At 71.4% G+C, this 22,814-nt stretch carries 24 protein-coding genes; 13 read left to right on the top strand and 11 right to left on the bottom strand.

The genetic code is table 11. From position 1 onward, the window contains the following. Positions 1-2: 2 nt before the first annotated feature. The 5 genes from ACZ5NH_RS33515 to ACZ5NH_RS33495 form a co-directional block, all read right to left on the bottom strand. Entirely contained in the window at positions 3-194 is a 192-nt protein-coding gene (locus tag ACZ5NH_RS33515; protein WP_388623440.1) for a hypothetical protein, read from the bottom strand. Next, entirely contained in the window at positions 181-420 is a 240-nt protein-coding gene (locus ACZ5NH_RS33510) for a DUF6400 family protein (RefSeq protein ID WP_388623443.1), read from the bottom strand. Before ACZ5NH_RS33510 ends, ACZ5NH_RS33515 begins: the two co-directional genes overlap by 14 nt. A 78-nt stretch (positions 421-498) precedes the next feature. Beyond that, positions 499-1,149: a hypothetical protein gene (locus tag ACZ5NH_RS33505; protein WP_388623446.1), complete on the bottom strand. Its 651-nt coding sequence runs from the start codon at positions 1,147-1,149 to the stop codon at positions 499-501. A gap of 62 nt (positions 1,150-1,211) precedes the next feature. After that, the gene (locus ACZ5NH_RS33500; protein WP_468780645.1) at positions 1,212-1,907 is read right to left on the bottom strand and encodes a GntR family transcriptional regulator; all 696 of its coding nucleotides are present in this window, start codon (positions 1,905-1,907) and stop codon (positions 1,212-1,214) included. Positions 1,908-2,019: 112 nt separating this feature from the next. Then, entirely contained in the window at positions 2,020-3,375 is a 1,356-nt protein-coding gene (locus tag ACZ5NH_RS33495) for an aminotransferase class III-fold pyridoxal phosphate-dependent enzyme (RefSeq protein ID WP_468780643.1), read from the bottom strand. A gap of 252 nt (positions 3,376-3,627) precedes the next feature. On the opposite strand from ACZ5NH_RS33495, the gene ACZ5NH_RS33490 reads away from it, so the two are divergent. After that, positions 3,628-5,532, top strand: coding sequence for a serine/threonine-protein kinase (locus tag ACZ5NH_RS33490; protein WP_468780641.1), 1,905 nt, complete (start codon positions 3,628-3,630; stop codon positions 5,530-5,532). 7 nt (positions 5,533-5,539) lie between these two features. On the opposite strand, the gene ACZ5NH_RS33485 is transcribed toward ACZ5NH_RS33490, so the two are convergent. Continuing rightward, a complete protein-coding gene (locus ACZ5NH_RS33485) occupies positions 5,540-6,289 on the bottom strand; it encodes an SLATT domain-containing protein (RefSeq protein WP_388623457.1) in 750 nt (249 codons plus the stop codon). 265 nt (positions 6,290-6,554) lie between these two features. Between ACZ5NH_RS33485 and ACZ5NH_RS33480 the strand changes: the two genes are divergently transcribed. Genes ACZ5NH_RS33480 through ACZ5NH_RS33470 form a run of 3 tightly spaced genes read left to right on the top strand, consistent with a single transcriptional unit; the run spans position 6,555 to position 8,205 of the window. Then, on the top strand, positions 6,555-6,899 hold the full coding sequence (locus tag ACZ5NH_RS33480; RefSeq protein WP_055705749.1) for a YbaB/EbfC family nucleoid-associated protein: 345 nt from the start codon (positions 6,555-6,557) through the stop codon (positions 6,897-6,899). A 51-nt stretch (positions 6,900-6,950) separates the two neighbouring features. Beyond that, entirely contained in the window at positions 6,951-7,550 is a 600-nt protein-coding gene (gene recR / locus ACZ5NH_RS33475) for a recombination mediator RecR (protein WP_468780639.1), read from the top strand. Continuing rightward, a complete protein-coding gene (locus tag ACZ5NH_RS33470) occupies positions 7,543-8,205 on the top strand; it encodes a DUF5063 domain-containing protein (RefSeq protein ID WP_388623460.1) in 663 nt (220 codons plus the stop codon). The genes recR and ACZ5NH_RS33470 overlap by 8 nt, the downstream gene beginning before the upstream one ends. Here ACZ5NH_RS33470 and ACZ5NH_RS33465 read toward each other — a convergent pair. Continuing rightward, positions 8,156-8,590 carry a hypothetical protein gene (locus tag ACZ5NH_RS33465; protein ID WP_451554034.1) on the bottom strand — a complete coding sequence of 145 codons (435 nt, stop codon included), beginning with the start codon at positions 8,588-8,590 and terminating at the stop codon, positions 8,156-8,158. The genes ACZ5NH_RS33470 and ACZ5NH_RS33465 overlap by 50 nt on opposite strands. Positions 8,591-8,626: 36 nt before the next feature. Between ACZ5NH_RS33465 and ACZ5NH_RS33460 the strand changes: the two genes are divergently transcribed. From ACZ5NH_RS33460 to ACZ5NH_RS33445, 4 genes are all read left to right on the top strand, one after another. Then, the gene (locus tag ACZ5NH_RS33460; protein WP_468780637.1) at positions 8,627-9,472 is read left to right on the top strand and encodes a helix-turn-helix domain-containing protein; all 846 of its coding nucleotides are present in this window, start codon (positions 8,627-8,629) and stop codon (positions 9,470-9,472) included. Then, entirely contained in the window at positions 9,469-9,651 is a 183-nt protein-coding gene (locus tag ACZ5NH_RS33455) for a DUF397 domain-containing protein (RefSeq protein ID WP_468780635.1), read from the top strand. The genes ACZ5NH_RS33460 and ACZ5NH_RS33455 overlap by 4 nt, the downstream gene beginning before the upstream one ends. Before the next feature lie 276 nt (positions 9,652-9,927). Then, positions 9,928-10,902, top strand: a complete 975-nt coding sequence (locus ACZ5NH_RS33450) for a hypothetical protein (protein WP_468780633.1) — start codon at positions 9,928-9,930, stop codon at positions 10,900-10,902. A 50-nt stretch (positions 10,903-10,952) separates the two neighbouring features. Further along, positions 10,953-11,531, top strand: a complete 579-nt coding sequence (locus tag ACZ5NH_RS33445) for a Uma2 family endonuclease (protein ID WP_468780631.1) — start codon at positions 10,953-10,955, stop codon at positions 11,529-11,531. Here the strand turns inward: ACZ5NH_RS33445 and ACZ5NH_RS33440 are convergent. Continuing rightward, complete coding sequence (locus ACZ5NH_RS33440; protein WP_468780630.1) at positions 11,521-12,249, bottom strand: sulfite exporter TauE/SafE family protein; 729 nt, start codon at positions 12,247-12,249, stop codon at positions 11,521-11,523. The two genes, ACZ5NH_RS33445 and ACZ5NH_RS33440, sit on opposite strands and share 11 nt — an antisense overlap. 203 nt (positions 12,250-12,452) lie before the next feature. Between ACZ5NH_RS33440 and ACZ5NH_RS33435 the strand changes: the two genes are divergently transcribed. The 4 genes from ACZ5NH_RS33435 (at position 12,453) to ACZ5NH_RS33420 (ending at position 17,064) form a co-directional block, all read left to right on the top strand. Further along, positions 12,453-13,724 (top strand): aspartate kinase, encoded by a 1,272-nt coding sequence (locus tag ACZ5NH_RS33435; protein ID WP_351602530.1) that lies wholly within the window; start codon positions 12,453-12,455, stop codon positions 13,722-13,724. Positions 13,725-13,755: 31 nt separating this feature from the next. Then, positions 13,756-14,814 carry an aspartate-semialdehyde dehydrogenase gene (locus ACZ5NH_RS33430; RefSeq protein WP_388623479.1) on the top strand — a complete coding sequence of 353 codons (1,059 nt, stop codon included), beginning with the start codon at positions 13,756-13,758 and terminating at the stop codon, positions 14,812-14,814. 316 nt (positions 14,815-15,130) lie between these two features. Further along, a complete protein-coding gene (locus ACZ5NH_RS33425; protein ID WP_468780627.1) occupies positions 15,131-15,811 on the top strand; it encodes a SigE family RNA polymerase sigma factor in 681 nt (226 codons plus the stop codon). A gap of 128 nt (positions 15,812-15,939) precedes the next feature. Continuing rightward, a complete protein-coding gene (locus ACZ5NH_RS33420; protein WP_468780625.1) occupies positions 15,940-17,064 on the top strand; it encodes a hypothetical protein in 1,125 nt (374 codons plus the stop codon). A 69-nt stretch (positions 17,065-17,133) separates the two neighbouring features. On the opposite strand, the gene ACZ5NH_RS33415 is transcribed toward ACZ5NH_RS33420, so the two are convergent. Then, positions 17,134-17,928 (bottom strand): SURF1 family protein, encoded by a 795-nt coding sequence (locus ACZ5NH_RS33415; RefSeq protein ID WP_468780623.1) that lies wholly within the window; start codon positions 17,926-17,928, stop codon positions 17,134-17,136. 43 nt (positions 17,929-17,971) lie between these two features. Next, entirely contained in the window at positions 17,972-18,811 is an 840-nt protein-coding gene (locus ACZ5NH_RS33410; RefSeq protein WP_468780621.1) for a class I SAM-dependent methyltransferase, read from the bottom strand. 83 nt (positions 18,812-18,894) lie between these two features. Between ACZ5NH_RS33410 and ACZ5NH_RS33405 the strand changes: the two genes are divergently transcribed. After that, the gene (locus ACZ5NH_RS33405; RefSeq protein ID WP_468780619.1) at positions 18,895-20,712 is read left to right on the top strand and encodes a S9 family peptidase; all 1,818 of its coding nucleotides are present in this window, start codon (positions 18,895-18,897) and stop codon (positions 20,710-20,712) included. 7 nt (positions 20,713-20,719) lie between these two features. Here ACZ5NH_RS33405 and ACZ5NH_RS33400 read toward each other — a convergent pair whose 3' ends face one another. Then, complete coding sequence (locus tag ACZ5NH_RS33400; RefSeq protein ID WP_468780617.1) at positions 20,720-22,657, bottom strand: NAD-binding protein; 1,938 nt, start codon at positions 22,655-22,657, stop codon at positions 20,720-20,722. Positions 22,658-22,814: the final 157 nt, after the last annotated feature.

Below are 22,814 nucleotides of genomic sequence, written 5' to 3'. Positions count from 1 at the left end.
CGTCAGCGCGTGGAGCGGGTGGCGCCGAAGTACGTCTCGTGCGACCAGATGTGGTGGCACGACGGACACTGCAGGTGCAGCAGGCTGCCGGTGTTGGACAGCAGGTAGCGCCACCCGCCCCGGTCGTCGCAGTTCGGGCAGTCCACCCCCCAGGCACGCCGAGCTGTGTCGGCCTGCGGATCAAGCGGCAGCATCACTGGGCCCCGCCGGGAGTACACCGGCCGCCACCAGCTCGTCGTAGATGCGCTGCTGCTCGGCGTCCAGGCCGGAGTACAGCAGCGCACGCGCCTCCTCCTCGCCGCGGAGCGCCGCCGCGGGGTCCCAGCCGGGGCCGAGGGCGGCCATGACATGGGTACGCCGGAGCATCTCGTGCGAGCTCAGGTCGACGCTGAAGTCGAAGGTGGGGCCGTGGGGGGACATGCCACCGAACGTAGGCAGGCATTTCCCCCACGGCAAGAAGAGGTGGGTGAAATCACACCAGGTCCGCCAGGCGGACCCTCAGCTGAAGACGATCATCGAGCCCTGGGCCAGCGAGCGCGTCGCCGCCGCGTGCAGGCCCAGCCACACATGCCGCTCGCGGGCGAAGGGGCTCGGGTCGTACGGCGCCGGGACGGCCGGTTCCTCCAGTTCGGTGGGGGCCGTGGGCGGGGCCGGGGCGGCCGGCGGGTTGGCCGGGTCGATGCCGATGGACCCGGCGACGTACTCCAGCTCGCGAAGCAAGGTCTGCGAGGAACCCAACGGGCCGCCGCCCGCAAGGAGTTCGTCGTTCGACAGCGGGTGCGGGAAGTCCACCGGGACGTACGCGCCCGCGTGGTCGTAGTGCCAGACCAGATGGGACTGCTGGGCCGTGGACTCGAACATCTCCAGCAACTGCTCGTAGTCGCCGCCGAGTTCGCCGACCGGAGTCACCGGCAGGCCGCAGACCTGCAACAAGTACGCCCGGCGCAGGAAGTGCAGGGCGTCGTAGTCGAAGCCGGCCACGGGTGCGACCTCGCCGGACAGGCCCGGCATGTACTGGTACACCGGCACCGGCGGGAGGCCGGCCGCCGCCAGGGCGTTGTTGTACTGCGCGAGTTCCTCCGCGAACGGGTTGTCGGGCGTGTGGCACAACACGTCCACGAGCGGTACCAGCCACAGGTCACAGGCCAAAGAGGGCTCCTCGCACACAGAAGGGGTCACCAAGGAGGTGGTTCGGGAAGGGTACTGGTCATTTACCCGTTGGTCAGGCGTTCCAGCAGCGCCAGCGAGTGGGCGTTGGACTCGGCGATGATCGAGCGGGCGGTGTCGGTCTCGCGCCGGGCCAGCGCGTCGACCAGATCCGTGTGCCCGGACCACAGGCGGCCGCGCAGGTCGGGCAGGCGGAGCAGGTGCTGCACCGCGCAGACCCAGGACTGCACGCGCAGACGGTGCAGGAAGTCGCCGAGGTAGGGGTTGCCGAAGAGGGCGCTGAGCTCACGCCAGAAACGGAGGTCGTAGCCGATGAGAATCGTCAGGTCGCCGGCCGCGGCGGCCCGCGCGGCCTCCTCGCCGCGGCGGCGCACCGTGGTCAGCGCGGCCTTCGTACGGGGGTCCTCGGCCGCGGTGCGGAAGGCGGGGTGGTCGACGGTGAGGGCCTGGAACATGCCGTCGGTGACCAGGCTGCGGGCCTCGATCATGTTCCGGTAGTCGGTGACGGAGTACTCCGGCACCCGGAAGCCGCGGTGCTGGTCGGCCTCCAGGATGCCCTGCGCGGACAGGTCGACCAGCGCCTCGCGCACGGGGGTGGCGGAGACGCCGTACTGCTCGGCGATCTCCTTGACCGTGAACGCCCGGCCCGGTCGCAGCCGCCCCGCCAGCACCTCGTCACGGAGCGCGTCCGCGATCTGCTGGCGCAGGGTGCTGCGTGTCACGGCGCCGCTGCCGGGCATGGTCGGGGTCACTCCTCACGCGTAGACGACGTGCTCGCGCATCTCTCACGAGATTGCTTACGAGCACGTCACCTTACGCGTTCGGGCCTCCCCGGGGGCAGGCGTGGTTCGGTTACGCCGTGTACTCGTCCGCCACGCTCAGCGCGGCGTCCAGGGCGGCGAGGCCCTCCTTCAGCTCGGCCTCCGTGACATTGCACGGCGGGACCACATGGGTGCGGTTCATGTTCACGAACGGCCACACGCCGTGCTGCTTGGCGGCGGCCGTGAACGCGGCCATCGGGGCGTTCGCCTCGCCTGCGGCGTTGTACGGCACCAGCGGCTCGCGGGTCTCGCGGTTCTTCACGAGGTCCAGCGCCCAGAACATGCCGACGCCGCGCACCTCGCCGACGCTCGGGTGGCGCTCGGCCAGCTCGGCGAGGGCCGGGGCGAGGACCGTCTCGCCGAGGCGCCGCGCGTTCTCGACGACGCCCTCCTCCGCCATCACGTTGATCGTGGCGACCGCGGCGGCGCAGGCCAGTGGGTGCCCGGAGTAGGTGAGACCGCCCGGGTACGGCCGCTTGCCGAAGGTCTCGGCGATCGCGCCCGAGACGGCGACACCGCCCAGCGGGACATAGCCGGAGTTCACGCCCTTGGCGAAGGTCATCAGGTCGGGTACGACACCGAAGAGATCGGCGGCGAACCACTCACCCGTGCGTCCGAAGCCGGCCATGACCTCGTCCAGGATGAAGACGATGCCGTGGCGGTCGCAGATCTCGCGGACCCCGGCCAGATAGCCGGGCGGCGGAACCATGATTCCGGCCGTGCCGGGGATGGTCTCCAGGATGATCGCCGCGACCGTGCCCGGCCCCTCGAAGGCGATCGTGGTCTCCAGGTGCTCCAGGGCGCGCGCGGTCTCCTGCTCCTCGTTCTCGGCGTAGAAGCGGGAGCGGTAGAGGAACGGCGCCCAGAAGTGGACGACGCCGTTGGTGGCGCTGTCGCTCGCCCAGCGGCGCGGGTCGCCGGTGAGGTTGATGGCCTGCTGGGTGCCGCCGTGGTACGAGCGGTACGCCGAGAGCACCTTGGGGCGGCCGGTGTGCAGCCGGGCCATGCGCACCGCGTGCTCCACGGCGTCGGCGCCGCCGTTGGTGAAGAAGATCTTGTCCAGGTCGCCGGGGGTCCGCTCGGCGATCAGCCGGGCCGCCTCCGAGCGTGCCTCGATCGCGAAGGCGGGTGCGAAGGTCGTCAGCTTCGCCGCCTGCTCCTGGATGGCCGCGACGACCTTCGGGTGCTGGTAGCCGATGTTCGTGTAGACGAGCCCGCTGGTGAAGTCCAGGTACCGCTTGCCGTCGTAGTCCCAGAAGTACGACCCCTCGGCGCCTGCGACGGCGAGCGGGTCGATGAGGTCCTGGGCTGACCAGGAGTGGAAGACGTGCGCGCGGTCCGCGGCCTTCACTGCGGCGCCGGCCTGGGGGTTGGGCTGAGGGGTCATGCCCGCGAGCGTAAATGTCCGCGATGCGGAAGGCCTATCGGCGTCTTGTTCCGTGGACGGGGGCTTTTAGCGACAGGTTGTCAAAGGGACGGGGGCCCGGGGCACCGGGCCCGTTACGGAACCGTAGACAGCGGGCCGCGCGACTCACCGGTAGGGCCGCACTATTCTCGGTCCGTCGCACACGTATGCGTCGTAGTCGTATGCGTTGCGTGTATGGGGTGTACGGGGCGGATCGGGGGAAGGCGGGCGGCCATGGACAAGCTGGGGGCGGGGGATCCGCAGCACATCGGGGGCTATCGGCTGCTGGCGCGGCTGGGTGCGGGCGGCATGGGGCACGTGTATCTGGCCCGGTCGGACCGGGGCCGTACCGTCGCGGTGAAACTGGTCCGCGAGGAGCTTGCCGCGCAGGAGGAGTTCCGGGCGCGGTTCCGGCAGGAGGTGCAGGCCGCGCGGCGGGTCGGCGGGTACTGGACCGCGCCCGTACTGGACGCGGACACCGAGGCGGCGGTGCCGTGGGTGGCCACCGGGTACGTGGCCGGGCCGAGCCTGCAACAGGTGGTCGGGCACGATCACGGGGCGCTGCCCGAGCGGTCGGTACGGATCCTCGCGGCGGGGCTCGCACACGCGCTGAAGGACATCCACGCGGCGGGGATCGTGCACCGCGATCTGAAGCCCTCGAACGTGCTCGTCACGATCGACGGCCCGCGTGTCATCGACTTCGGGATCGCGCGGGCGCTGGAGACGACCTCGCTGGGCGGCGAGGGGCTGACCCGGACCGGGTCGCTGGTCGGGTCGCCGGGGTTTATGGCGCCCGAGCAGGTGCGCGGGGACCGGATCACGCCGGCCTGCGACGTCTTCTGCCTGGGGTCGGTGCTGGCGTACGCGGCGACCGGGGCGCTGCCGTTCGGGACCGCCAACAGCGGGGTGCACGCGCTGATGTTCCGGATCGCTCAGGAGGAGCCGGATCTGGCGGGGGTGCCGGAGGGGATCGCGGACCTGGTGCGGGACTGCTTGCGCAAGGATCCGGCGGCTCGGCCTTCGCTCGACGCGGTTCTGGAGCGGACGGGGGCGGAGGACACCGTGACCGGGGGGCGGTCCCGGGATCCCTGGCTGCCGGGGGCGCTGGTCGCGCAACTCGGTCGGCATGCCGTGCAGTTGCTGGAGGTCGAGGATCCGGAGGGGGACGGGCCCGGGGCGGCAGCGGGGTCGGTGTCGGGTGCGGGTGGCCCTGGTGGGGCGGACTTGCCGTCAGCGGGTGCGGGTGGTGCCGGTGGGGGTGGTTCGCCTGAGCATGCTGCCGCTGCCGACGACGGGAGCGGAGCGGAGGCGGTCGGGGAGCCTGGGGGCGGGGGTGGTGTGAGTCGTCTGCCCACCGTTGTGGTGGGGCAGACGCCGCCGCCGGGGGGCACGCCGGGGTTCGGGGCGGCACCGGGGTTCGGGGCGGCACCGGGGTTCGGGGCCGCACCGGGGGCGTACGGGTATCCCCAACAGCATCCGCAGCCTCAGCCTCAGCCGTATGGCTCGTGGGGCGGGACGCCGCCGTACGGGCCGCCGCCCGCCGGCGGGGTGCCGGAGCGGGAGCGGCGCGGTGGGCGGTCGACCGCGCTGCTCGTCGTGGTCGCGCTGGTGGTGGCGCTGGGCGCGGGTGGCTCGGTGTACGCGCTGATGAGGAAGAGCGGTGGGGACGACAAGGGGGGAGGGGTCGTGAGCCCGAGGCCCACGGTCAGCAGTTCCGGCACCACGGGGTCGCCCAGCACGGCCGGGCCCACGCCGTCCGCCTCCGCCTCCGCCTCCTCGGACGGGGTGGTTCCGGCCGGCTATCTGGGCACCTGGGAGACGACCATCGACAACGCCAACGGGAGCGGCACCCGCCAACTGACCATCCGGCAGGGCGCGGTGGGCGACAGCGTGCTGACGCTGGTCGCGGACGGGCCGACGACCGGCGGTGGCTCGTACCACTGCGTCTTCGACGCCAAGCTCGCCCAACAGCCCGGTGCTGACGGGTCGTTGGAGATCGGGCCGTCCAACGTCACCAGTGGTGAGCCCGCCTCCTCCTGCACTCCGGGCAATGCCACCGAGGTCACCCTGCTGTCGGACGGCAGGCTGAAGCGGTCCCAGGTGGGCGGCGGGGAGAGCCTGACGTACACCAAGCAGTGAGGAGCGCTCAGCGCGGCTCCGGTGGGCGCTGGCGTGGCATGTTCGGGCGGGTGCCGTTCGCGGGCGGCATCGGCAAGCGGCCCAGCGGCCCGCCGGCCTCCTGCCGTGGCACATACGCGACCGCCGCCTGCATGCCCAGCGGTGCGGAACCGGTGCGGAACTCGACCATCCAGTCGGTCGTCTCCGTGCGGACCAGCTCCGTGACGTCCTCCGCGAAACGCCGCAGGACCCCCAGGCAGCGCTCGGCCGCCTCGCTCGCCGTGCCCTCCGCCGGGCCCAGCACCTCCCGGATGCTCTCGGAGGCCCAGTCGAACTGCAACGCCTGTAGCCGCCGCTGCACGGCCTGCGCGGTGGCCACGTCCCTTATCCAGCCGGACGTCACGCCGAAGAACCGGTCGATGCCGACGCAGGCGACCCCGAGCAGGAGCGCCAGGCAGCCCCAGGGCGCGACCCCGTGGGCCGTCCCGGTGAGGTCCAGCAGGGGGAGCGCCGCCCCGGCCACCGCGCCCGCCGCCGCACCCGAGCGCAGGATCCGGGCACCGCGCCGCTTCCAGACCCGGTCCCGCAGATACCAGGACACCGTCTGCAGTGCCCCGCGCTCCACCCACTGGTAGAGCTCGTCGAGCCGCTCGGCGGGCTCGCCCCAGTCCCCGAGCGGGAAGGCCCGCCCGGTCAGATCGCCCGGCCGCAGCCCGGCCGCGCCCTCGCCCCGCCCGTCCTGAGGCGGACCCTCGGGCTGCATCTCCGGCTGACCCACCCGGCACTCCCTACTGATCTTCGATCACCTGTCGCGGCCCCGTCACATCGCGTGACGTCCCAATGCCGCATTCCATGCCGACGCGCGGCACCCTTCCTACCGCCCAATGGGTGGCGAAGAAGCAGCTTTCCCGGCTTTTCCGCCCAGAAGAGGGTCTTGATCAGGTATAGGGCCGTCGCGCTTCTCACTCGAAAGAGTGGCGGGGCGACGCGGGCGTGGACCACGTAGGCTCATGCTCAAGGAGAAGAACGTAGAGGAGCTGATCGTGATCCCCGGTGGTGGCCAGCCCAACATGCAGCAGTTGCTCCAGCAGGCCCAGAAGATGCAGCAGGATCTCCAGCGGGCGCAGGAGGAACTGGCGAACACGGAGGTCGACGGCCAGGCGGGCGGCGGTCTGGTGAGGGCCACCGTGACCGGTGCCGGAGAGCTGCGCGCGCTGAAGATCGACCCGAAGGCGGTCGACCCTGAGGACACCGAGACCCTCGCCGACCTGATCGTGGCGGCCGTACAGGCGGCCAACGAGAACGCGCAGACGCTGCAGCAGCAGAAGCTCGGCCCGCTGGCCCAGGGCCTCGGCGGCGGCACGGGCATCCCCGGTCTGCCTTTCTGAGGCCGGGCCAACTACGGTACGTACCGAAAGGTCTTAAGGAAGGGCAGTCCGGTGTACGAAGGCGTGGTCCAGGACCTCATCGACGAGTTGGGGCGGCTGCCCGGCGTCGGTCCCAAGAGCGCGCAGCGGATCGCCTTCCACATCCTGCAGGCCGAGCCGGCGGACGTGAAGCGGCTCGCGCAGGCGCTCCTGGAGGTCAAGGCGAAGGTCCGCTTCTGCGCGACCTGCGGCAATGTGGCACAGGAGGAGCTGTGCAACATCTGCCGCGACCCGCGTCGGGATCTCTCCGTCATCTGTGTGGTGGAGGAGCCCAAGGACGTCGTCGCCATCGAGCGCACCCGTGAGTTCCGCGGCCGCTACCACGTGCTAGGCGGCGCCATCAGCCCGATCGAGGGTGTCGGTCCAGACGACCTGCGTATACGAGAACTTCTCGCGCGGTTGGCCGACGGGACGGTCACGGAGCTGATCCTTGCGACGGACCCCAATCTGGAGGGCGAGGCCACGGCCACCTACCTCGCCCGCATGATCAAGCCCATGGGCCTGAAGGTCACCCGCCTGGCCAGCGGCCTCCCGGTGGGTGGCGACCTGGAATACGCGGACGAGGTCACCCTCGGCCGCGCCTTCGAGGGGAGACGACTCCTAGATGTCTGACGCCACACTGCACGCGACCGGTCGGGACCCGGACGACTTCGCGGTCCAGATCGCGGACCAGATCGAGAGCTTCCTGGTGGCCGTCACGGAGGTGGCGAGGGGCGACGAGCCCGGCTCGACCGTGCCCTTCCTCCTCCTGGAGGTCTCCCAGCTGCTGCTGGCCGGCGGCCGCCTGGGCGCCCACGAGGACATCGTGCCCGACGAGCGCTACGAGCCGGACACGGGCCCGGACCCGGACGTGGACGGCCTCCGCGAGAACCTGGCCCGCCTCCTGGAGCCGGTCGACGTCTACTCCGAGGTCTTCGACCCGTACGAGCCCCGCAAGGCCCCGGTGCCGGCCCGGATCTCCGACGACCTCGCCGACGTCATCACCGACCTCCGCCACGGCATGGCCCACTACCGCGCGGGTCGCACCACGGAGGCCCTGTGGTGGTGGCAGTTCTCCTACTTCTCCAACTGGGGCCCCACGTCCTCCGCCGTCCTGCGCGCCCTGCAGTCGGTCCTCATCCACGTCCGCCTCAACCAGCCCTTGGAGGAACTGGACGGCCTCGACACCGACCAGGCCACGATGGGCGACGAGACCCTGGAGTTCGAGGCGGGCCGGGTCATGGCCGAGGAGATCGGCGGACAACTGGGGTTGCGGTCGGCGAAGTGACCGCGAGCAGCGCCGCCGCGTCGACATACGGCGCGGTCGGCGTCGGCTCGCTGTACCAGCGCAGCGGCCAGGTGTCGCCGTCCAGCGCCGGAACGCCGACGTACGTGACGGCCCGCTCGGCGCGCCGCCCGAAGTACTGCACGCCGAGCGGCCAGTCGTAGCGGTGTACGACGCCGGGCGCCAGCAGGAAGTACACCCACCGCGTCCCGCTGCCGCCCGCGCACACGACGGGCCCCGCGTCGCCATCGCCCCGCTCGATCAGACAGTCGGCGACGGCCTCGCCCCATCTCCCCTCGATCCGCACGGCGTCGAAGTGCACGCCGGCCACGCGCAGCCGGTGCCCACGGAGGGGGACCCAGGCGGGCCGGTGAATTCCGTTCGTCATGGTCACACGGTGGCGTTGACGTGGCTACCCTCGGTAGTGACCCAGGTGATACACGGCGGGGTGTACCGGTCGGAGGTGCGTACGGTGACCCAGTCGCCGCCCATGTGGCGCTTCAGCGGCAACCAATTGAAACGCTGGCGCACGAAGGCCAACGTCTCTCGGGAGGAGTTGGCCGCCGCGTCGAACTACTCCCCGGACACCATCAAGGCGATGGAGCAGGGGGTCCGCATGCCGACGCCCCGAGTCCTCGACGTGGCGGACGACTTGTGCCGGGCGGACGGGATGCTCAGCGCGGCGAAGGACTACTTGAGCAGGGAGAAGTTCCCGCCGAGGGCGCAGGAGTTCATGGAGCGGGAGAGGGACGCGATCACCATGTGGTGGTATGAGACCACCTTGGTGCCGGGCCTCCTGCAAACAGAGGAATACGCGCGCAGGCTGATCGAGAACCGGTACCCGCCGCTGGACGACGAGACGATCGCGACGCGGATCGAGGGGCGCATGGAGCGGCAGGCGGCCATGGCGGCACGCAAACCGCCGGTCGGCCTGTGTTTTGTCTTCTACGAGGCGGTCCTGCGCAGCCCGTTCGTGAACGCTGAGCAGTTGGACCGGCTGCTCTCGGAATCCCGTCAGCCGAACGTCCACATCCAGGTGCTTCCGTTCGAACGGGCCACCTTCCCTGCGGCGTTGATGGGCCCCATGGTGCTACTGGAGACCCGGGACCACGAGCGTTTCGCCTTCACGGAGGGACAGTTCGCGAGTGAACTCTCCGCCGACCCGGCGACCATCAGTAACGTGACCGAGCGGATGAGCATGATCCGCGCGCTGGCACTCAGCCCCGCTGAGTCCGCCGGTTTCATAGAGGAGATGGTGAAGCACCGATGAGCGAGCCGCAGCAGTGGTTCAAGTCCAGCTACAGCGATGACGAAGGTGGCGCCTGCGTCGAAGTCGCGTTCGCCACCCGCATCCACATCCGCGACTCCAAGAACCCCACCGGCCCGGAGCTCCACCTCCCCGCCCCCGCCTGGTCGGCGTTCATCTCCGCACTTCAGCCCGGAGCTTGAGCCTCGGGCTTCGAGCCCTTCTCTTGGGTTTTGGGCTGGTGGGAACTTCCCAACCAACCAAGCCTGTACGTGAGTTAGGGCGACCTACCTCGAACGGGTGACGTTCCGTGATCAGCTTGCGCCGGAACGTAAAGCGCCTCTAGGTTCGCGGCAAATAGATCGGCCCCGGTCGGTGCGCCAACACCGGCTCCGGGGCCTGGCCCTACGGATCGAATGCGAGTTTCGATCGTGGCTTACGCCCACCTTAGCCCTGCCCTGCCGTCCCCGGACCATCCCATGGCCAAAACGGGTTACGGCAAACGCTCCGCCGGTGACGAAGACCCGCACGCGGACGCGGACTTCGCACATCTGGACGGCCGTGAACGCGACCTCGCGGTCTTCATCGACCACCTCCAAGACGGCCACGCGATGGGTTACAAGGCGATCGCCGCCGAACACCCGCGGTACGGCCAGCAGGCGACGCGCGCTGCGATGGCGCTGCTGACCGATGCCGGACACCTGCACCGGATCCGGGAGCACATCACTGTCGAAGACGGCGCCATGCGCTGGGTGACGCGTACGTACTGGTCGCGTACGCCCAGGTCGGCCACCTGGTGGGAAGAGTTCGCACGGTCGCGCAACGGCAGGATCGTGACCGACGGCTACCGGTCTGGACTGGCCCGGCCCGAGGAGGCCGAGGAGGAGATCCACGAGAGGGAGCCGGTGGAGCCGGCTGAGCCACAGCACAGCGACGCCTACCGCACCCTCGCCGGACTTCGCGACGCTGACCGCCGTATGCCGCTGTCCGAACGGGACTGCCGGTCTCTCGAAGCGCTTGCCGCGGAGTGGCTGTCGCGTGGCTCGACGCCGGAGGACATCACCCGTGCCCTCACTGAAGGACTTCCGCCCGAAGTGACCAACCCGGGCGGATTCGCTCGCAAGCGATTGGAGAACTGCATGCCTCCGAAGAAGGCGAAGGTGCGCCAGAAGAAGGCGCCGCTCCGCGCCCGCATCGACCGGGTGGTCCGGGTCTGCGGCACCTGTGACGCGGACGAGCGGACCGCGGAGATCATCCAGGGACTGTGCCGGGAGTGCCGCGTGGAGCTGGGTCTGGAGACGCCAGAGGGCGAACGCATCCCGCAGCTGCCGGAGACGTTTCTGGGGAGGCCGCTTCCCAGCGCCGAGGAAGTGCATGAGTGGGCCGCCCGGGTCCGTGCTGCGGGCGGTCTGCGCTCTCCCGGTGGCTTGGCGCTGCGGAAGGGCGGCGTATGAGCGTGCAGGACGCGCCGGTCAGGGCACCATGGAGTCGAGGAGGCGACGCCATGAGCCGCAGGACCGAGGACCGGCCGCAGATGACTGCCGAGGAGTTCGAGGAGCTGGAACGCCATGCCCCGGAGACCGTGTGGCTGGAGTTCGTGAACGGGAAGGTCGTCGTAAAGCCCATGCCGGCCGGCAACCACAGCGAGATCTACATGTGGCTCCTGGAACGCTGCATGCAGCTGCGACCGGACCTGCGGCTCCATCCCGAGCGGGGACTCAAGACCGAGGCGTATCGCAAGGGGCGGGCCCGCGCCGATGGCGTACTGGTGCCCAAGGGCAGCCTCAAGGGCAAGGGCGAGTGGTCGGAGGCCACCGGCGTGCTGATGGCCGTGGAGATCACCTCCTGGGATTCCGACACGGCACGCGGGGACCGCGTCGAGAAGCCCGACGGCTACGCCGCCGCCGGTATCCCCGTCTACCTCCTCATCGACCGTGACGACTGCTCGGTCGTGGTGTTCAACCAGCCCGAGGACGGCCGCTACCGGCATGAGGAGAAGCTGCCCTTCGGCGCCTCCGTCAAGCTCCCCGACCCCGTGAACATCACCCTGGACACCGAGCCGCTGAAGGAGTTCAGCGACTGAGCCACACCCCCCACAGTCCCTTCGTCATCGCCGTCCCCCCGCCCGCCAGGGCCAGCAGCAGGACCAGGTGGCGGGCCCGGTGCTCCGGGATGCGGCCGGCGATGGTGTGGCCGATCACCGCGCCGGTCGTCATCGCGGTGCAGACGGCCGCCCACTGCGCGCCGGTCAGGTGGGGTGTGCCGTTCGCCGCTATCGAGAAGGCGTTGACGGCGACGCCGTAGAACTGCGCGTTGGGCACGAACTCCCGTACCGTCCATCCCGCGTTGAGGGCGTACAGGGACACCGGTGGGCCGCCCACGCCCGCCGCCGCGTTCATGAAGCCGCCCAGCGCGCCGGCCGTCACCGCTCCCTTGCCGCCCCGCAGGGACGGTATCCGGGCGCCGCGCATGACCAGGAAGACCGCCGCCGTCACCAGGGCGCCCATCACCAACAGCAGGACGGGGCGGGGGAGTTGGCGGGTCATCCAGGCGCCCGCAGGTACCGTGCAGGCCGCCGCGGCGCACAGGGGCACCATCGCCGCGGGGCGGACCCGGCGCCAGCCGCCCGCCAGCCCCACGACGCTGATCGCGCCGGCGGCGCAGTTGGCGAGCACCACCCCGTCGGCGGGGCCGAGCAGCAGGACCAGCGCCGGTACGGCGACCAGGGCGAAGCCCATTCCGGTCAGCCACTGCACGCAGCCGCCGAGCAGGACGATCGCCGCGAGCAGCGTCTCCGTCATGTCGCCCCCGTGTGTCACACCCCTGTGGTGGAAAACTAGTGCAGTGGCGACTGTGACCCGGGGCACTTTCCCGCGTGGTCCGGCAGAGGCTGGGCAGGTGCCGGACACGGACGACCGGATGTCTCACCATGCGGGAGCACGGTGGTGGAATTCGGGCGCTCGTTAGACTGAGCCGACACAAACGAACCGAGCGAGGAGCGCACGTGGGCCTTGTCGTGCAGAAGTACGGAGGCTCCTCCGTAGCCGATGCCGAGGGCATCAAGCGCGTCGCCAAGCGGATCGTGGAAGCGAAGAAGAACGGCAACCAGGTTGTCGTCGTCGTTTCCGCGATGGGCGACACGACGGACGAGCTGATCGATCTCGCCGAGCAGGTTTCTCCGATGCCTGCCGGGCGTGAATTCGACATGCTGCTGACCGCCGGAGAGCGGATCTCCATGGCCCTGCTGGCGATGGCGATCAAAAACCTGGGTCACGAGGCCCAGTCCTTCACCGGCAGCCAGGCAGGCGTCATCACCGACTCGGTCCACAACAAAGCCCGGATCATCGACGTCACCCCGGGCCGGATCCGGGACTCGCTGGACAAGGGCAACATCGCGATCGTCGCCGGGTTCCAGGGCGTCAGCGCCGACAAGAAGGACATCACCACGCTGGGGCGTGGCGGGTCCGACACCACCGCCGTTGCCCTCGCCGCCGCGCTCGACGCCGAGGTCTGCGAGATCTACACCGACGTCGACGGCGTGTTCACCGCCGACCCGCGTGTGGTGAAGAAGGCGAAGAAGATCGACTGGATCTCCTTCGAGGACATGCTGGAGCTCGCGGCCTCCGGCTCCAAGGTGCTGCTCCACCGCTGTGTGGAGTACGCCCGCCGCTACAACATCCCGATCCATGTCCGGTCCAGCTTCAGCGGGCTGCAGGGCACCTGGGTCAGCAGTGAGCCGATTGGGGACAAGCAGGTGGAGCAGGCCATCATCTCCGGTGTCGCGCACGACACCTCCGAGGCCAAGATCACGGTCGTCGGCGTGCCGGACAAGCCGGGTGAGGCCGCCGCGATCTTCCGGGCCATCGCCGATGCCGAGATCAACATCGACATGGTCGTGCAGAACGTGTCCGCCGCCTCCACGGGCCTGACGGACATCTCCTTCACGCTGCCGAAGACCGAGGGCCGCAAGGCGATCGACGCACTGGAGAAGAGCCGGTCGGGCATCGGCTTCGACTCGCTGCGCTACGACGACCAGATCGGCAAGATCTCGCTGGTCGGTGCGGGTATGAAGACCAACCCGGGCGTCACCGCCTCCTTCTTCGAGGCGCTGAGCGACGCGGGCGTGAACATCGAGCTGATCTCGACCTCCGAGATCCGTATCTCGGTCGTCACCCGCGCCGACGACGTCAACGAGGCCGTGCGCGCCGTGCACACCGCCTTCGGGCTCGACTCCGACACCGACGAGGCCGTCGTCTACGGCGGCACCGGCCGATGACCGTCTCCCTGACGTACGGAGGCGTACGACGATGACCGGCAAGCCGACGCTCGCGGTCGTGGGAGCGACCGGGGCCGTCGGCGCGGTCATGCTCCAGATCCTGTCCCAGCGCGCGGACGTCTGGGGCGAGATCCGCCTGCTCGCCTCCCCCCGCTCGGCCGGCCGGAAGCTGGCCGTGCGCGGGGAGGAGGTCGAGGTCGCGGCCCTGAGCGAGGAGGCCTTCGACGGGGTCGACATCGCCATGTTCGACGTCCCGGACGAGGTGGCCGCGCACTGGGCGCCGATCGCCGCCGCGCGCGGTGCGGTGGTCGTCGACAACTCCGCCGCCTTCCGGCTGGACCCCGAGGTGCCGCTGGTGGTGCCCGAGGTCAACCCGCACGCCGTACGGACCCGGCCGCGCGGGATCGTCGCCAACCCCAACTGCACGACACTGACGATGATCGTCGCCCTGGGTGCGCTGCACGCCGAGTTCGGGCTGCGCGAGCTGGTGGTGTCGTCGTACCAGGCGGTGAGCGGGGCCGGGCGGGCCGGGGTGGACGCACTGCGGGCCCAGCTGTCCCTGGTGGCCGGGACCGAGCTGGGCACCAAGCCCGGTGACGTACGGCGGGCGGTCGGGGAGGACACCGGGCCGTTCCCGGAGCCGGTCGCGCTGAACGTCGTGCCGTGGGCCGGGTCGCTCCGGGAGGACGGCTGGTCCTCGGAGGAGATGAAGGTCCGCGACGAGTCCCGCAAGATCCTCGGACTGCCGCGCCTGCCGGTCGCGGTGACCTGCGTACGGGTCCCGGTGATCACCACCCACTCCCTGACCGTGCACGCCCGCTTCCAGGGCGAGGTCACGGTCGACCGGGCCCGGGAGATCCTCGCGACCGCGCCCGGAGTGGTGCTGTGCGACGACCCGGCCGCGGGCGAGTACCCCACCCCGGCGGACGTCGTGGGCACCGACCCGACCTGGGTGGGCCGGCTGCGGCGGGCCCTGGACGACCCGACCGCGCTCGAACTCTTCGTGTGCGGCGACAATCTCCGCAAGGGTGCCGCGCTGAACACCGCGCAGATCGCGGAGCTGGTCGCGGCGGAGTGGGCCGACCGGTGACCGGCTTCGGCAAGAGGTTTATAGGATCTCAGTAAGAGGACGTGGCTGGGAGCTTGGTCCAAACCACTTGAACCATTGCTCAAGGCAACAGATGATTTCTCTCCCCGTCCCCGCAACCGTGCGGAGGGCGGGGAGCGTCTTTGCGGTCACTCTTCGGGCGCGGGGATGCCGTGATCGGGCCGGGTGTGGGGATACCCGCCCACACCAGACATAGGGGAAGAGCGGGACGCATGACGGCACTTGAGGCTCGGCCGGTTGTCGCACATGTGACGCCCGGCACGTACAACCCTGGCGGGGTCGGACGTGTCCAATTGGCGTGGCAGAGGTACTCGAACTCAGCGCGGCCCGCGGCGCGGCGGTTCTCCGGCCGCCCCGTGCGGCGCTCCGGCGCACGCCCGGCGGCATGCCGGTGATCGCGCCCATGCCCGCAGCGCGGCCCACCCGCATACCCAGTCAGCGTGACGGCTCCGAGGAGACCGCGGCGACCGCGGCGACCGCGGCCGTCGGCACGACCGTCGACCACCTCACCGAGACCTACCGGGCGCACTACCGCTCGCTGCTCGGCCTCGCCGCGCTGCTCCTGGACGACACCGCCTCCTGCGAGGACGTGGTCCAGGAGGCCTTCATCCGCGTGCACTCGGCCCGCAAACGCGTCCGCGACCCCGAGAAGACCCTCGCCTACCTCAGACAGACGGTCGTCAACCTCTCCCGCTCGACCCTGCGCCGCCGCATCCTCGGCCTGAAGCTGCTCTCCAAGCCGATGCCGGACATGGCGAGCGCGGAGGAGGGTGCCTACGACCAGCTGGAGCGCCGCGACCTCATCAAGGCGATGAAGGGCCTGCAGCGCCGCCAGCGCGAGGTGCTGGTCCTGCGCTACTTCGCGGACATGACCGAGGCCCAGGTCGCCGAGACCCTCGGGATCTCGCTGGGCTCGGTGAAGGCGTACGGCTCGCGGGGCATCGCCGCGCTGCGGGTGGCCATGGAGGCGTCGGCATGAGCGAGCGCGCCCAAGGGGGCGATTCCGATGAACGCCTTTCCCATGAACGTCACGAGCCCTTCGCCGGGCACGAGCCGATGGGGCGGGACGGGCAAGAGCACACGCAGTCGCACGCTGGGAACGGAACTGTGAACCACGGCCCCGACGAGAAGGGCCCCAAGGGCCTCGACCAGGGTCCCGAGGGCCTGAAGCAGGGGTCCGGCGCCGGTGCGGACGGCCTCGGTGCCGATCTCGACGGCCTCGGTGCCGACGAGCTGGCCCTGCGCCGGATGCTGCACTCCGCCGTCGACGGCATCGAGCCGCGCACCGGCACGCTGGAGCATCTGCGCCGGGCCGTGCCCGCGCGGCGGGCCCGCAAGCGGCAGGCCGCCGTCGGCATGGCCGCCGCGGCCCTGTTCTTCGGGACCGCTATCCCCGCCCTGGTGCACGTCTCCGAGTCCGGCGGCACCGACCCCAACACCGCCATGGCCGGCCAGTCCTCCCAGGCCCAGGGCGGCACCGGGCAGGGCAAGGACAAGGGCGGTGACAAGGGCGGCAGCAAGGACGCCGGCAGTACGACCGTCAGCCCCGGCAAGGGGCCCGGCAGGCCCGGGGAGAAGGGCAAGGACGGTGCCGGCAGCGGCGGTGGCTCCACCGGGGGCGCCAACCCGTCCTCCACCGTCGCGGCCAGCGGCGTCCCGCTGTGCACGACGGCCCAGCTGGGCTCGGCCACCGGGACCACCGGCGCCCCCAACTCCGCGGGCGTGGTCTACGGCACGTTCCGGGTCGTCAACATCTCCTCCGCCGCCTGCACCGTCGCGGGCGCGGGCACCATCACCCCGACCGCGATGGGCGCGGCCGACCAGACCAAGATCAGCACGGCGCGGCATGTGGCCGGGGACGCGGCGACCGATCTGCCCGACCCCTCGCTGGAGGTCTCCGGGCTGGTCCTGCAGCCGGGCGCGGCCTACGAGGAGAAGTTCGCCTTCGTACCCTCCGAGACCTGCCCCACCACCGGCGGCGGCACCAGCACCACCGGCGGCTCGGGCACCGGTGGCGCCACGCCGGACCCGACGCCGACTGCCTCCGGCGGTTCGACCGACAGCGCGGGGTCAGCCGGTACGACCACCCAGCTGATGACCGGGGACAGTACTGCGGACGGCAGCGTACAGATCACCCACACGGCGCAGGGTGGCTCGCCTGCGGCCACGGCTACGGTGGCGGGGGAGTGCTCGGGGACGGTGATTTACACCGGCGTGCTGGCTGGGGTGTAGAGATGGGGCGGCTTCGGGCCGTCGTTCGAGTGCGGGCCGGTGGGGCTGGTCGCGCAGTTCCCCGCGCCCCTAGGGAGCTGCACTTGCCGTCGGCTCCGGCGTCTCCTCCGGCACCAAGCCCAGCGCGGCGTCCCGCGCGGCCTCGGCCTCTCGGCGTACCAGCCGGAACCACATGAACACCACAAAGCCGGCGAAGACGAACCACTCCCCGGTGTAGCCGAGGTTCTGGAACGCCTTCAGGTCCAGCCCGGTGCCGTCCGGCGCCGTCGCGGGCACGGCCTTCATCCCGGCGTCGGCCTTGTCGAGGGTCACCCAGGCGTCGTACAGCTTGTACGGCACCAGGTTCACCAGGGAGGCCGAGCTGATCGCCGCCGTCTGCCCGGCCGGCAGTCCGCCGGCCGCGCTGACCCCGTTGTCCCCGGGAGTCTCGGACGCCTGCAGCGCACCGGTGACGGTGATCTCACCGCTCGGCGGCGCGGGCGCCTTCGCCGGGTCCGCCTTGCCCGGCAGCCAGCCTCGTACGACCGGCAGTGCCTTGCCGGAGTCGGTGCGCAGCAGGGTGAGGACGTAGAAGCCGTTCCTGCCGTCCAGCTGCCGACTGGGCACCAGCAGCTGGGTGCCGTAGTGCCCGCTCGCGGTGACCCGGCGGCCCGAGGTGGCCTTGTCGACGGGCAGCATCGACTCCAGCGGGCGCGCGGTCTCCTGCTTGTCCGACGCCGCCTGCTCGGTCGCGCTGCGGTGCTCCTGCACCCGCCCCTCGAACCGGCTCAGCTGCCAGGACCCCATGAAGACGCAGAACGGGATGGCGAGCAGCACGAAGACGTTGATGCCCCACCAGCGGGGAGTCAGCAGAAACCGGTACACGCCTCCCACGGTACGGCGCCGCCGCCGGGCGCCTGCCCGCGGGTCAGCCCTTGCTCGCCTTGAGGGAGTAGATCAGCGGGATGCGCGGGTGGTCCGCCGGGAAGCGGTGGTAGCCGTCGCGGACCTCGAAGTTCTCGAAGCGCGGGAAGAGGGAGACGTCGTGCTCGTGCAGGAACTCGATCCGCAGCCCGGTCGCGGCGAGCGCGGAGACCACGTCGCCGAGGGTGTGCTGCCACTCCACACTGCGGTTGTGGACGGTGACGGCGTCCGGGTCGGCGTAGGTGCCGGGCTCCTCCCAGACCTGGGCGTCGGGGCGGAAGTAGTCCCGCACGATCTGCGTGCCGGTCGCGTCGTCCAGCGCCTCGGTGATCGGGTGGAACTCGGCGAGGTACAGGAACCCGCCGGGCGCGACGAGGGAGGCGGCCGTCTCCGCCCAGCGGCGGATGTCCGGCAGCCAGCACAGCGCGCCGAGCCCGGTGTAGACGATGTCGTACGCGGCCTCGGGCACGGTGTCGGCCGCGTCGTACACGTCACTGGTGACGAAGGCGGCGCGCTCCGGGCAGTGGCCCAGTTCGGCGGCGAGGGAGCGGGCGGCCTCGACGGCCGGGGCGGAGAAGTCCAGGCCGACGACCCGGGCGGCGCCCCGGTGGGCCCAGGAGAGGGTGTCGGTCCCGATGTGGCACTGGAGGTGGAGCAGCGTCTTGCCGGTGACGTCGCCGACCTCGGCGGTCTCGAAGTCGCGCAGGGCGTCCGGGTGGGCGCGGAAGCCGTCGAGGTCGTAGTACTCACCGGCGACGTGCACGGGGACGCGCTCGTCCCACATGGCCCGGTTGTCCTCGCGCCAGCCGTCGGGGGCGGAGTGATGGTCGACCTGGGTGCTCATGATCGGAAAGTTATCCACAGGCTGCGCACACCCGCCACCCAATTGTCGGCGCGGCCAGGCAGTATGGGCGCATGACTGGGGCGATGAGTGAGAGCAACGAGCCGGGCGTGCGGGACACGGCCGGCATGCCGGACTGGGAGAAGCGCTTCCGGGCGCCGCGGGTGTCCCTGCCCGACTGGGCGGAGGACGCACCGGACCGCTCCCTGTTCGTGTCGAACGCGACGGGCACGTACGAGCTGTACGCGTGGGACCGCGCGACGGGCGGGCAGCGGCAGGCGACGCACCGGCCGAACGGCACGACGGACGGCGCGCTCTCCCCGGACGGCGCCTGGATCTGGTGGTTCGACGACAAGGACGGCGACGAGTTCGGCATCTGGCGCCGCCAGCCCTTCGGGGGAGGTGAGGACGAGCCTGCCGTCCCGGGCCTCGATCCGTCCTATCCGGCCGGGCTCGCCCTGTCCCGGGACGGGCGCACGGCGGTCGTCGGCCGCTCCACGGACGACGACGGCACGACGATCCACCTCGCACGCGAGGGCGAGGACCCGGTCGAGATCTACCGGCACCGCGAGTCGGCGGGCGTCGGCGACCTCTCGCACGACGGCTCGCTGATCGCCGTCGAGCACACCGAGCACGGCGACGCCATGCACGCGGCGCTGCGCGTGCTCCGCCCGGACGGCACGCCGGTCGCCGAGCTGGACGACACCAAGGGCGGCACCGAGGAACTGGGCCTGGAGGTGCTGGGCTTCGCACCGGTCGACGGCGACACCCGGCTGCTCATCGGCCATCAGCGCCGGGGCCGCTGGGAGCCGCTGGTGTGGGACGTGGCGACGGGCGAGGAGACCGACCTCGCCCTGGACCTGCCGGGCGACGTCAGCGCCGAGTGGTACCCGGACGGCTCGGCCCTGCTGATCGTCCATGGCTTCGAGGCCCGCAGCGAGCTGTTCCGCTACGACCTGGCGAGCCGTGAGCTGACCCGCATCCCCACCCCGCCCGGCACGGTCTCCGGCGCCACCGCCCGCCCGGACGGGAGTGTCGAGTACCTGTGGTCGTCGGCCGCCGAGCCGCCGGCGGTGCGGTCCACCTCCGGCGGTGTGGTCCTGGACCCGCCCGGTATGGCCTGTCCGCCGTCGGTGCCGGTGGAGGACGTGTGGGTGCAGGGCCCCGGCGGCCGCATCCACGCCCTGATCCAGAAGCCGGCGGGCGCCACCGGCCCGCTGCCCACGGTCTTCGACCTGCACGGCGGCCCGACCTGGCACGACAGCGACTCCTTCGCCGCGGGCCCGGCCGCCTGGGTCGACCAGGGGTACGCGGTGATCCGCATCAACTACCGCGGCTCCACCGGGTACGGCCGCGCCTGGACCGACGCCCTGAAGCACCGGGTCGGCCTGATCGAGCTGGAGGACGTGGCCGCGGTCCGCGACTGGGCGGTCTCCTCCGGCCTCGCCGACCCCGCCCGGCTGATCCTCACCGGCGCCTCCTGGGGCGGCTATCTCACCCTGCTCGGCCTCGGCACCCAGCCCGAGGCGTGGACGGTGGGCATCGCGGTCGTTCCCGTCGCGGACTACGTCACCGCGTACCACGACGAGATGGAGGCCCTGAAGGCCATGGACCGCACCCTGCTGGGCGGCACCCCCGAGGAGGTCCCCGAGCGCTTCGAGGCCTCGTCCCCGCTCACGTACGTCGACGCGGTCAAGGCCCCGGTCTACATCTCGGCGGGCGTCAACGACCCGCGCTGCCCGATCCGCCAGATCGACAACTACGTCAAGCGTCTGGAGGCCAGAGGCGCCATCCACGAGGTGTACCGCTACGACGCCGGGCACGGCTCCCTGGTGGTGGACGAGCGGATCAAGCAGGTGAGACTGGAGACGGACTTCGCGGCCCGGCACCTGGGCGCTGTCTGAGCGGGGGTCAGCGCAGCTCCGCGAGGCCTCGGCGGGTGGCGGCGACCACCACCCGGTCCCCCTTGACCAGCACATGGTCCGGTGCCGTGTCCGCCCGCCCCTCCAGTGCCAGCACCCGCCAGGACCCGGCCCGGAAAGCGTCCCGTACGGTCCGCCCCTCCAGCTGGGGATGCCCGGCGACGTCCACTGCGGCGAACAGCAGCACCCGCCGCTCCACCGCGATGGCGCCCAGCACCTGCCGCCCCAGCATCGCCCCGGCGAACGCGGGCGCGGCCAGATGCGTGACGCTCCGGCTCCGGGTGAGGGCGTGCGGGTAGGCGGCGCGCAGGGTGCGGTACACCGCGGTGGCGAAGTCGTCGTCGTACAGCCGCAGCACCACCCGCAGATCGGGCCGTACGCTCCGCGCGTACAGTACGGCCTCCAGGTTCGTGGTGTCCGCGCTGGTCACCGCGAGCAGCGCGTACGCCCGGTGGATCTTGGCGGACTCCAACACCCCTTCCTGGGTGACGTCCCCGAGCACCACGGGCACCCGCAGCCGCCGGGCGGTCGCCAGGCCCCGTGCCTCCGGGTCGGACTCGACGCACACCACGGGGATGTTCAGCTCGCGCAGCCGGGTCAGCACCCGGGTGCCGATCTTCCCCAGCCCGAGCAGCACCACATGCCCGCCGAGCCCGCGCGGCGGTTTGCGCAGGGCGGAGGCGGTGCGGAAGGTGCCCAGCGCCTCCAGCACCGCCGCCAGCAGCACCGGAAGCAGCAGCAGACCGACCAGTCCGGAGAGGAGTTGCAGGATCTGCCGGCCCAAGGGCGCGCCGATGGCCGGGTTGTCGATCGCGAAGAGGTCCAGCAGGGTCAGATAGAAGGCACTGAGGGGATGCATCCCGGTGACCACCCACAGCGCGACGGCGAGCGCCACCACGCAGGCCATCATGCCGGCCAGCGACCAGCGCAGCCGCCGGGAGAACAGCGAGGCGAGCGGCGGCACCCCGCCACGGCCGGGCGCCGCCGACTCCCCGCCGTTTGCCGAGGACACCTGCTCCAGCACCACGGCCGCCCGCCCCGCGGCCTGTCGTACCTCGTCGTCGTCCGGCAGCAGCCGGGGCTCCTGGTCCACGGCCTCGGGATCCGTGCCCGGCGGGGAGAGCAGGGCGAGGGTGCACAGTCCGGTGCCGGCCGACGGCCGTTCGACGGCCCGCAGCAGCAGCCCCTCGGTCTGGACGACCTTGCTGGTGCCGGCGACGGCGGTGGCGGCCAGCGCGGGTGCGGCGGTGTCGGCGTCGGACAGCACGGTGGTGGACGCGTCCGAGCCGCCCTCGCCGTTGCCGGCGGCCAACGCGGCGGCTTGGTCGAGGAGTTCCTCGATGTGCTGGCCCAACCGCCGGTTGTAGAGCCGGAGGACGAGCCGCAGCCGGGGGTTGAGCCGGCGGGCGGTCAGTGCGGCCCGGATGTTGGTCTCGTCGTCGTCGAAGACGAGGGCGAGCGCGGCGGCCCGTTCCACTCCGGCCTGGGCGAGCACGGACTCGGTGATCTCGGCGGCTTCCAGCACCCGTGCGGCCTCACCGCCGTTGCCGCCGCCGGCGGTGCTGCCCGTGCCGCCGGTGCTGCCCGTGCCGCCGGTGCTGCCCGTGCCGGCAGCCGCAGCGGTCGAGCCGGACCCGGAGCCGGACCTGGACCCGGAACCCGATCCGGACCCGGAACCCGATCCGGAACCCGGTCCGGACCCTGATCCGGAGCCGGACCCGGAACCTGATCCGGTGCCGCCGCGGCCGACCGTGGCGCTGACCACTCGGTCGAACAGCGCGGCCGAAGCGGACCGGGCCCGTCCGACCACGGGAGGTCTGGCGGTGCGCTCGTTCGGCGGTACCACAAGGGTGACCTGCTCGCCGTAGACTCCGCGCAACTCGGCGGCCAGCCGGTGCGCGAGTCCGTCGTCGCCGCACACCACCATGTGCGGGGCCCTGGGCCCACCTTGATACGGAACGCTCCCCACGAGGGAAAAGACTGCCCCAAGGAGAGGAGTGGTTCCAGCAACGGTGTGAACACCCCGGGGGCGACTCGCGTACCGAAGGGGAGGGAGCGAACGAGGACAGCCAGCCGGAGGTAAC

It is taken from the genome of Streptomyces sp. NPDC031426, from assembly GCF_055581585.1.
This window is presented reverse-complemented; position numbering and strand designations above follow the sequence as displayed.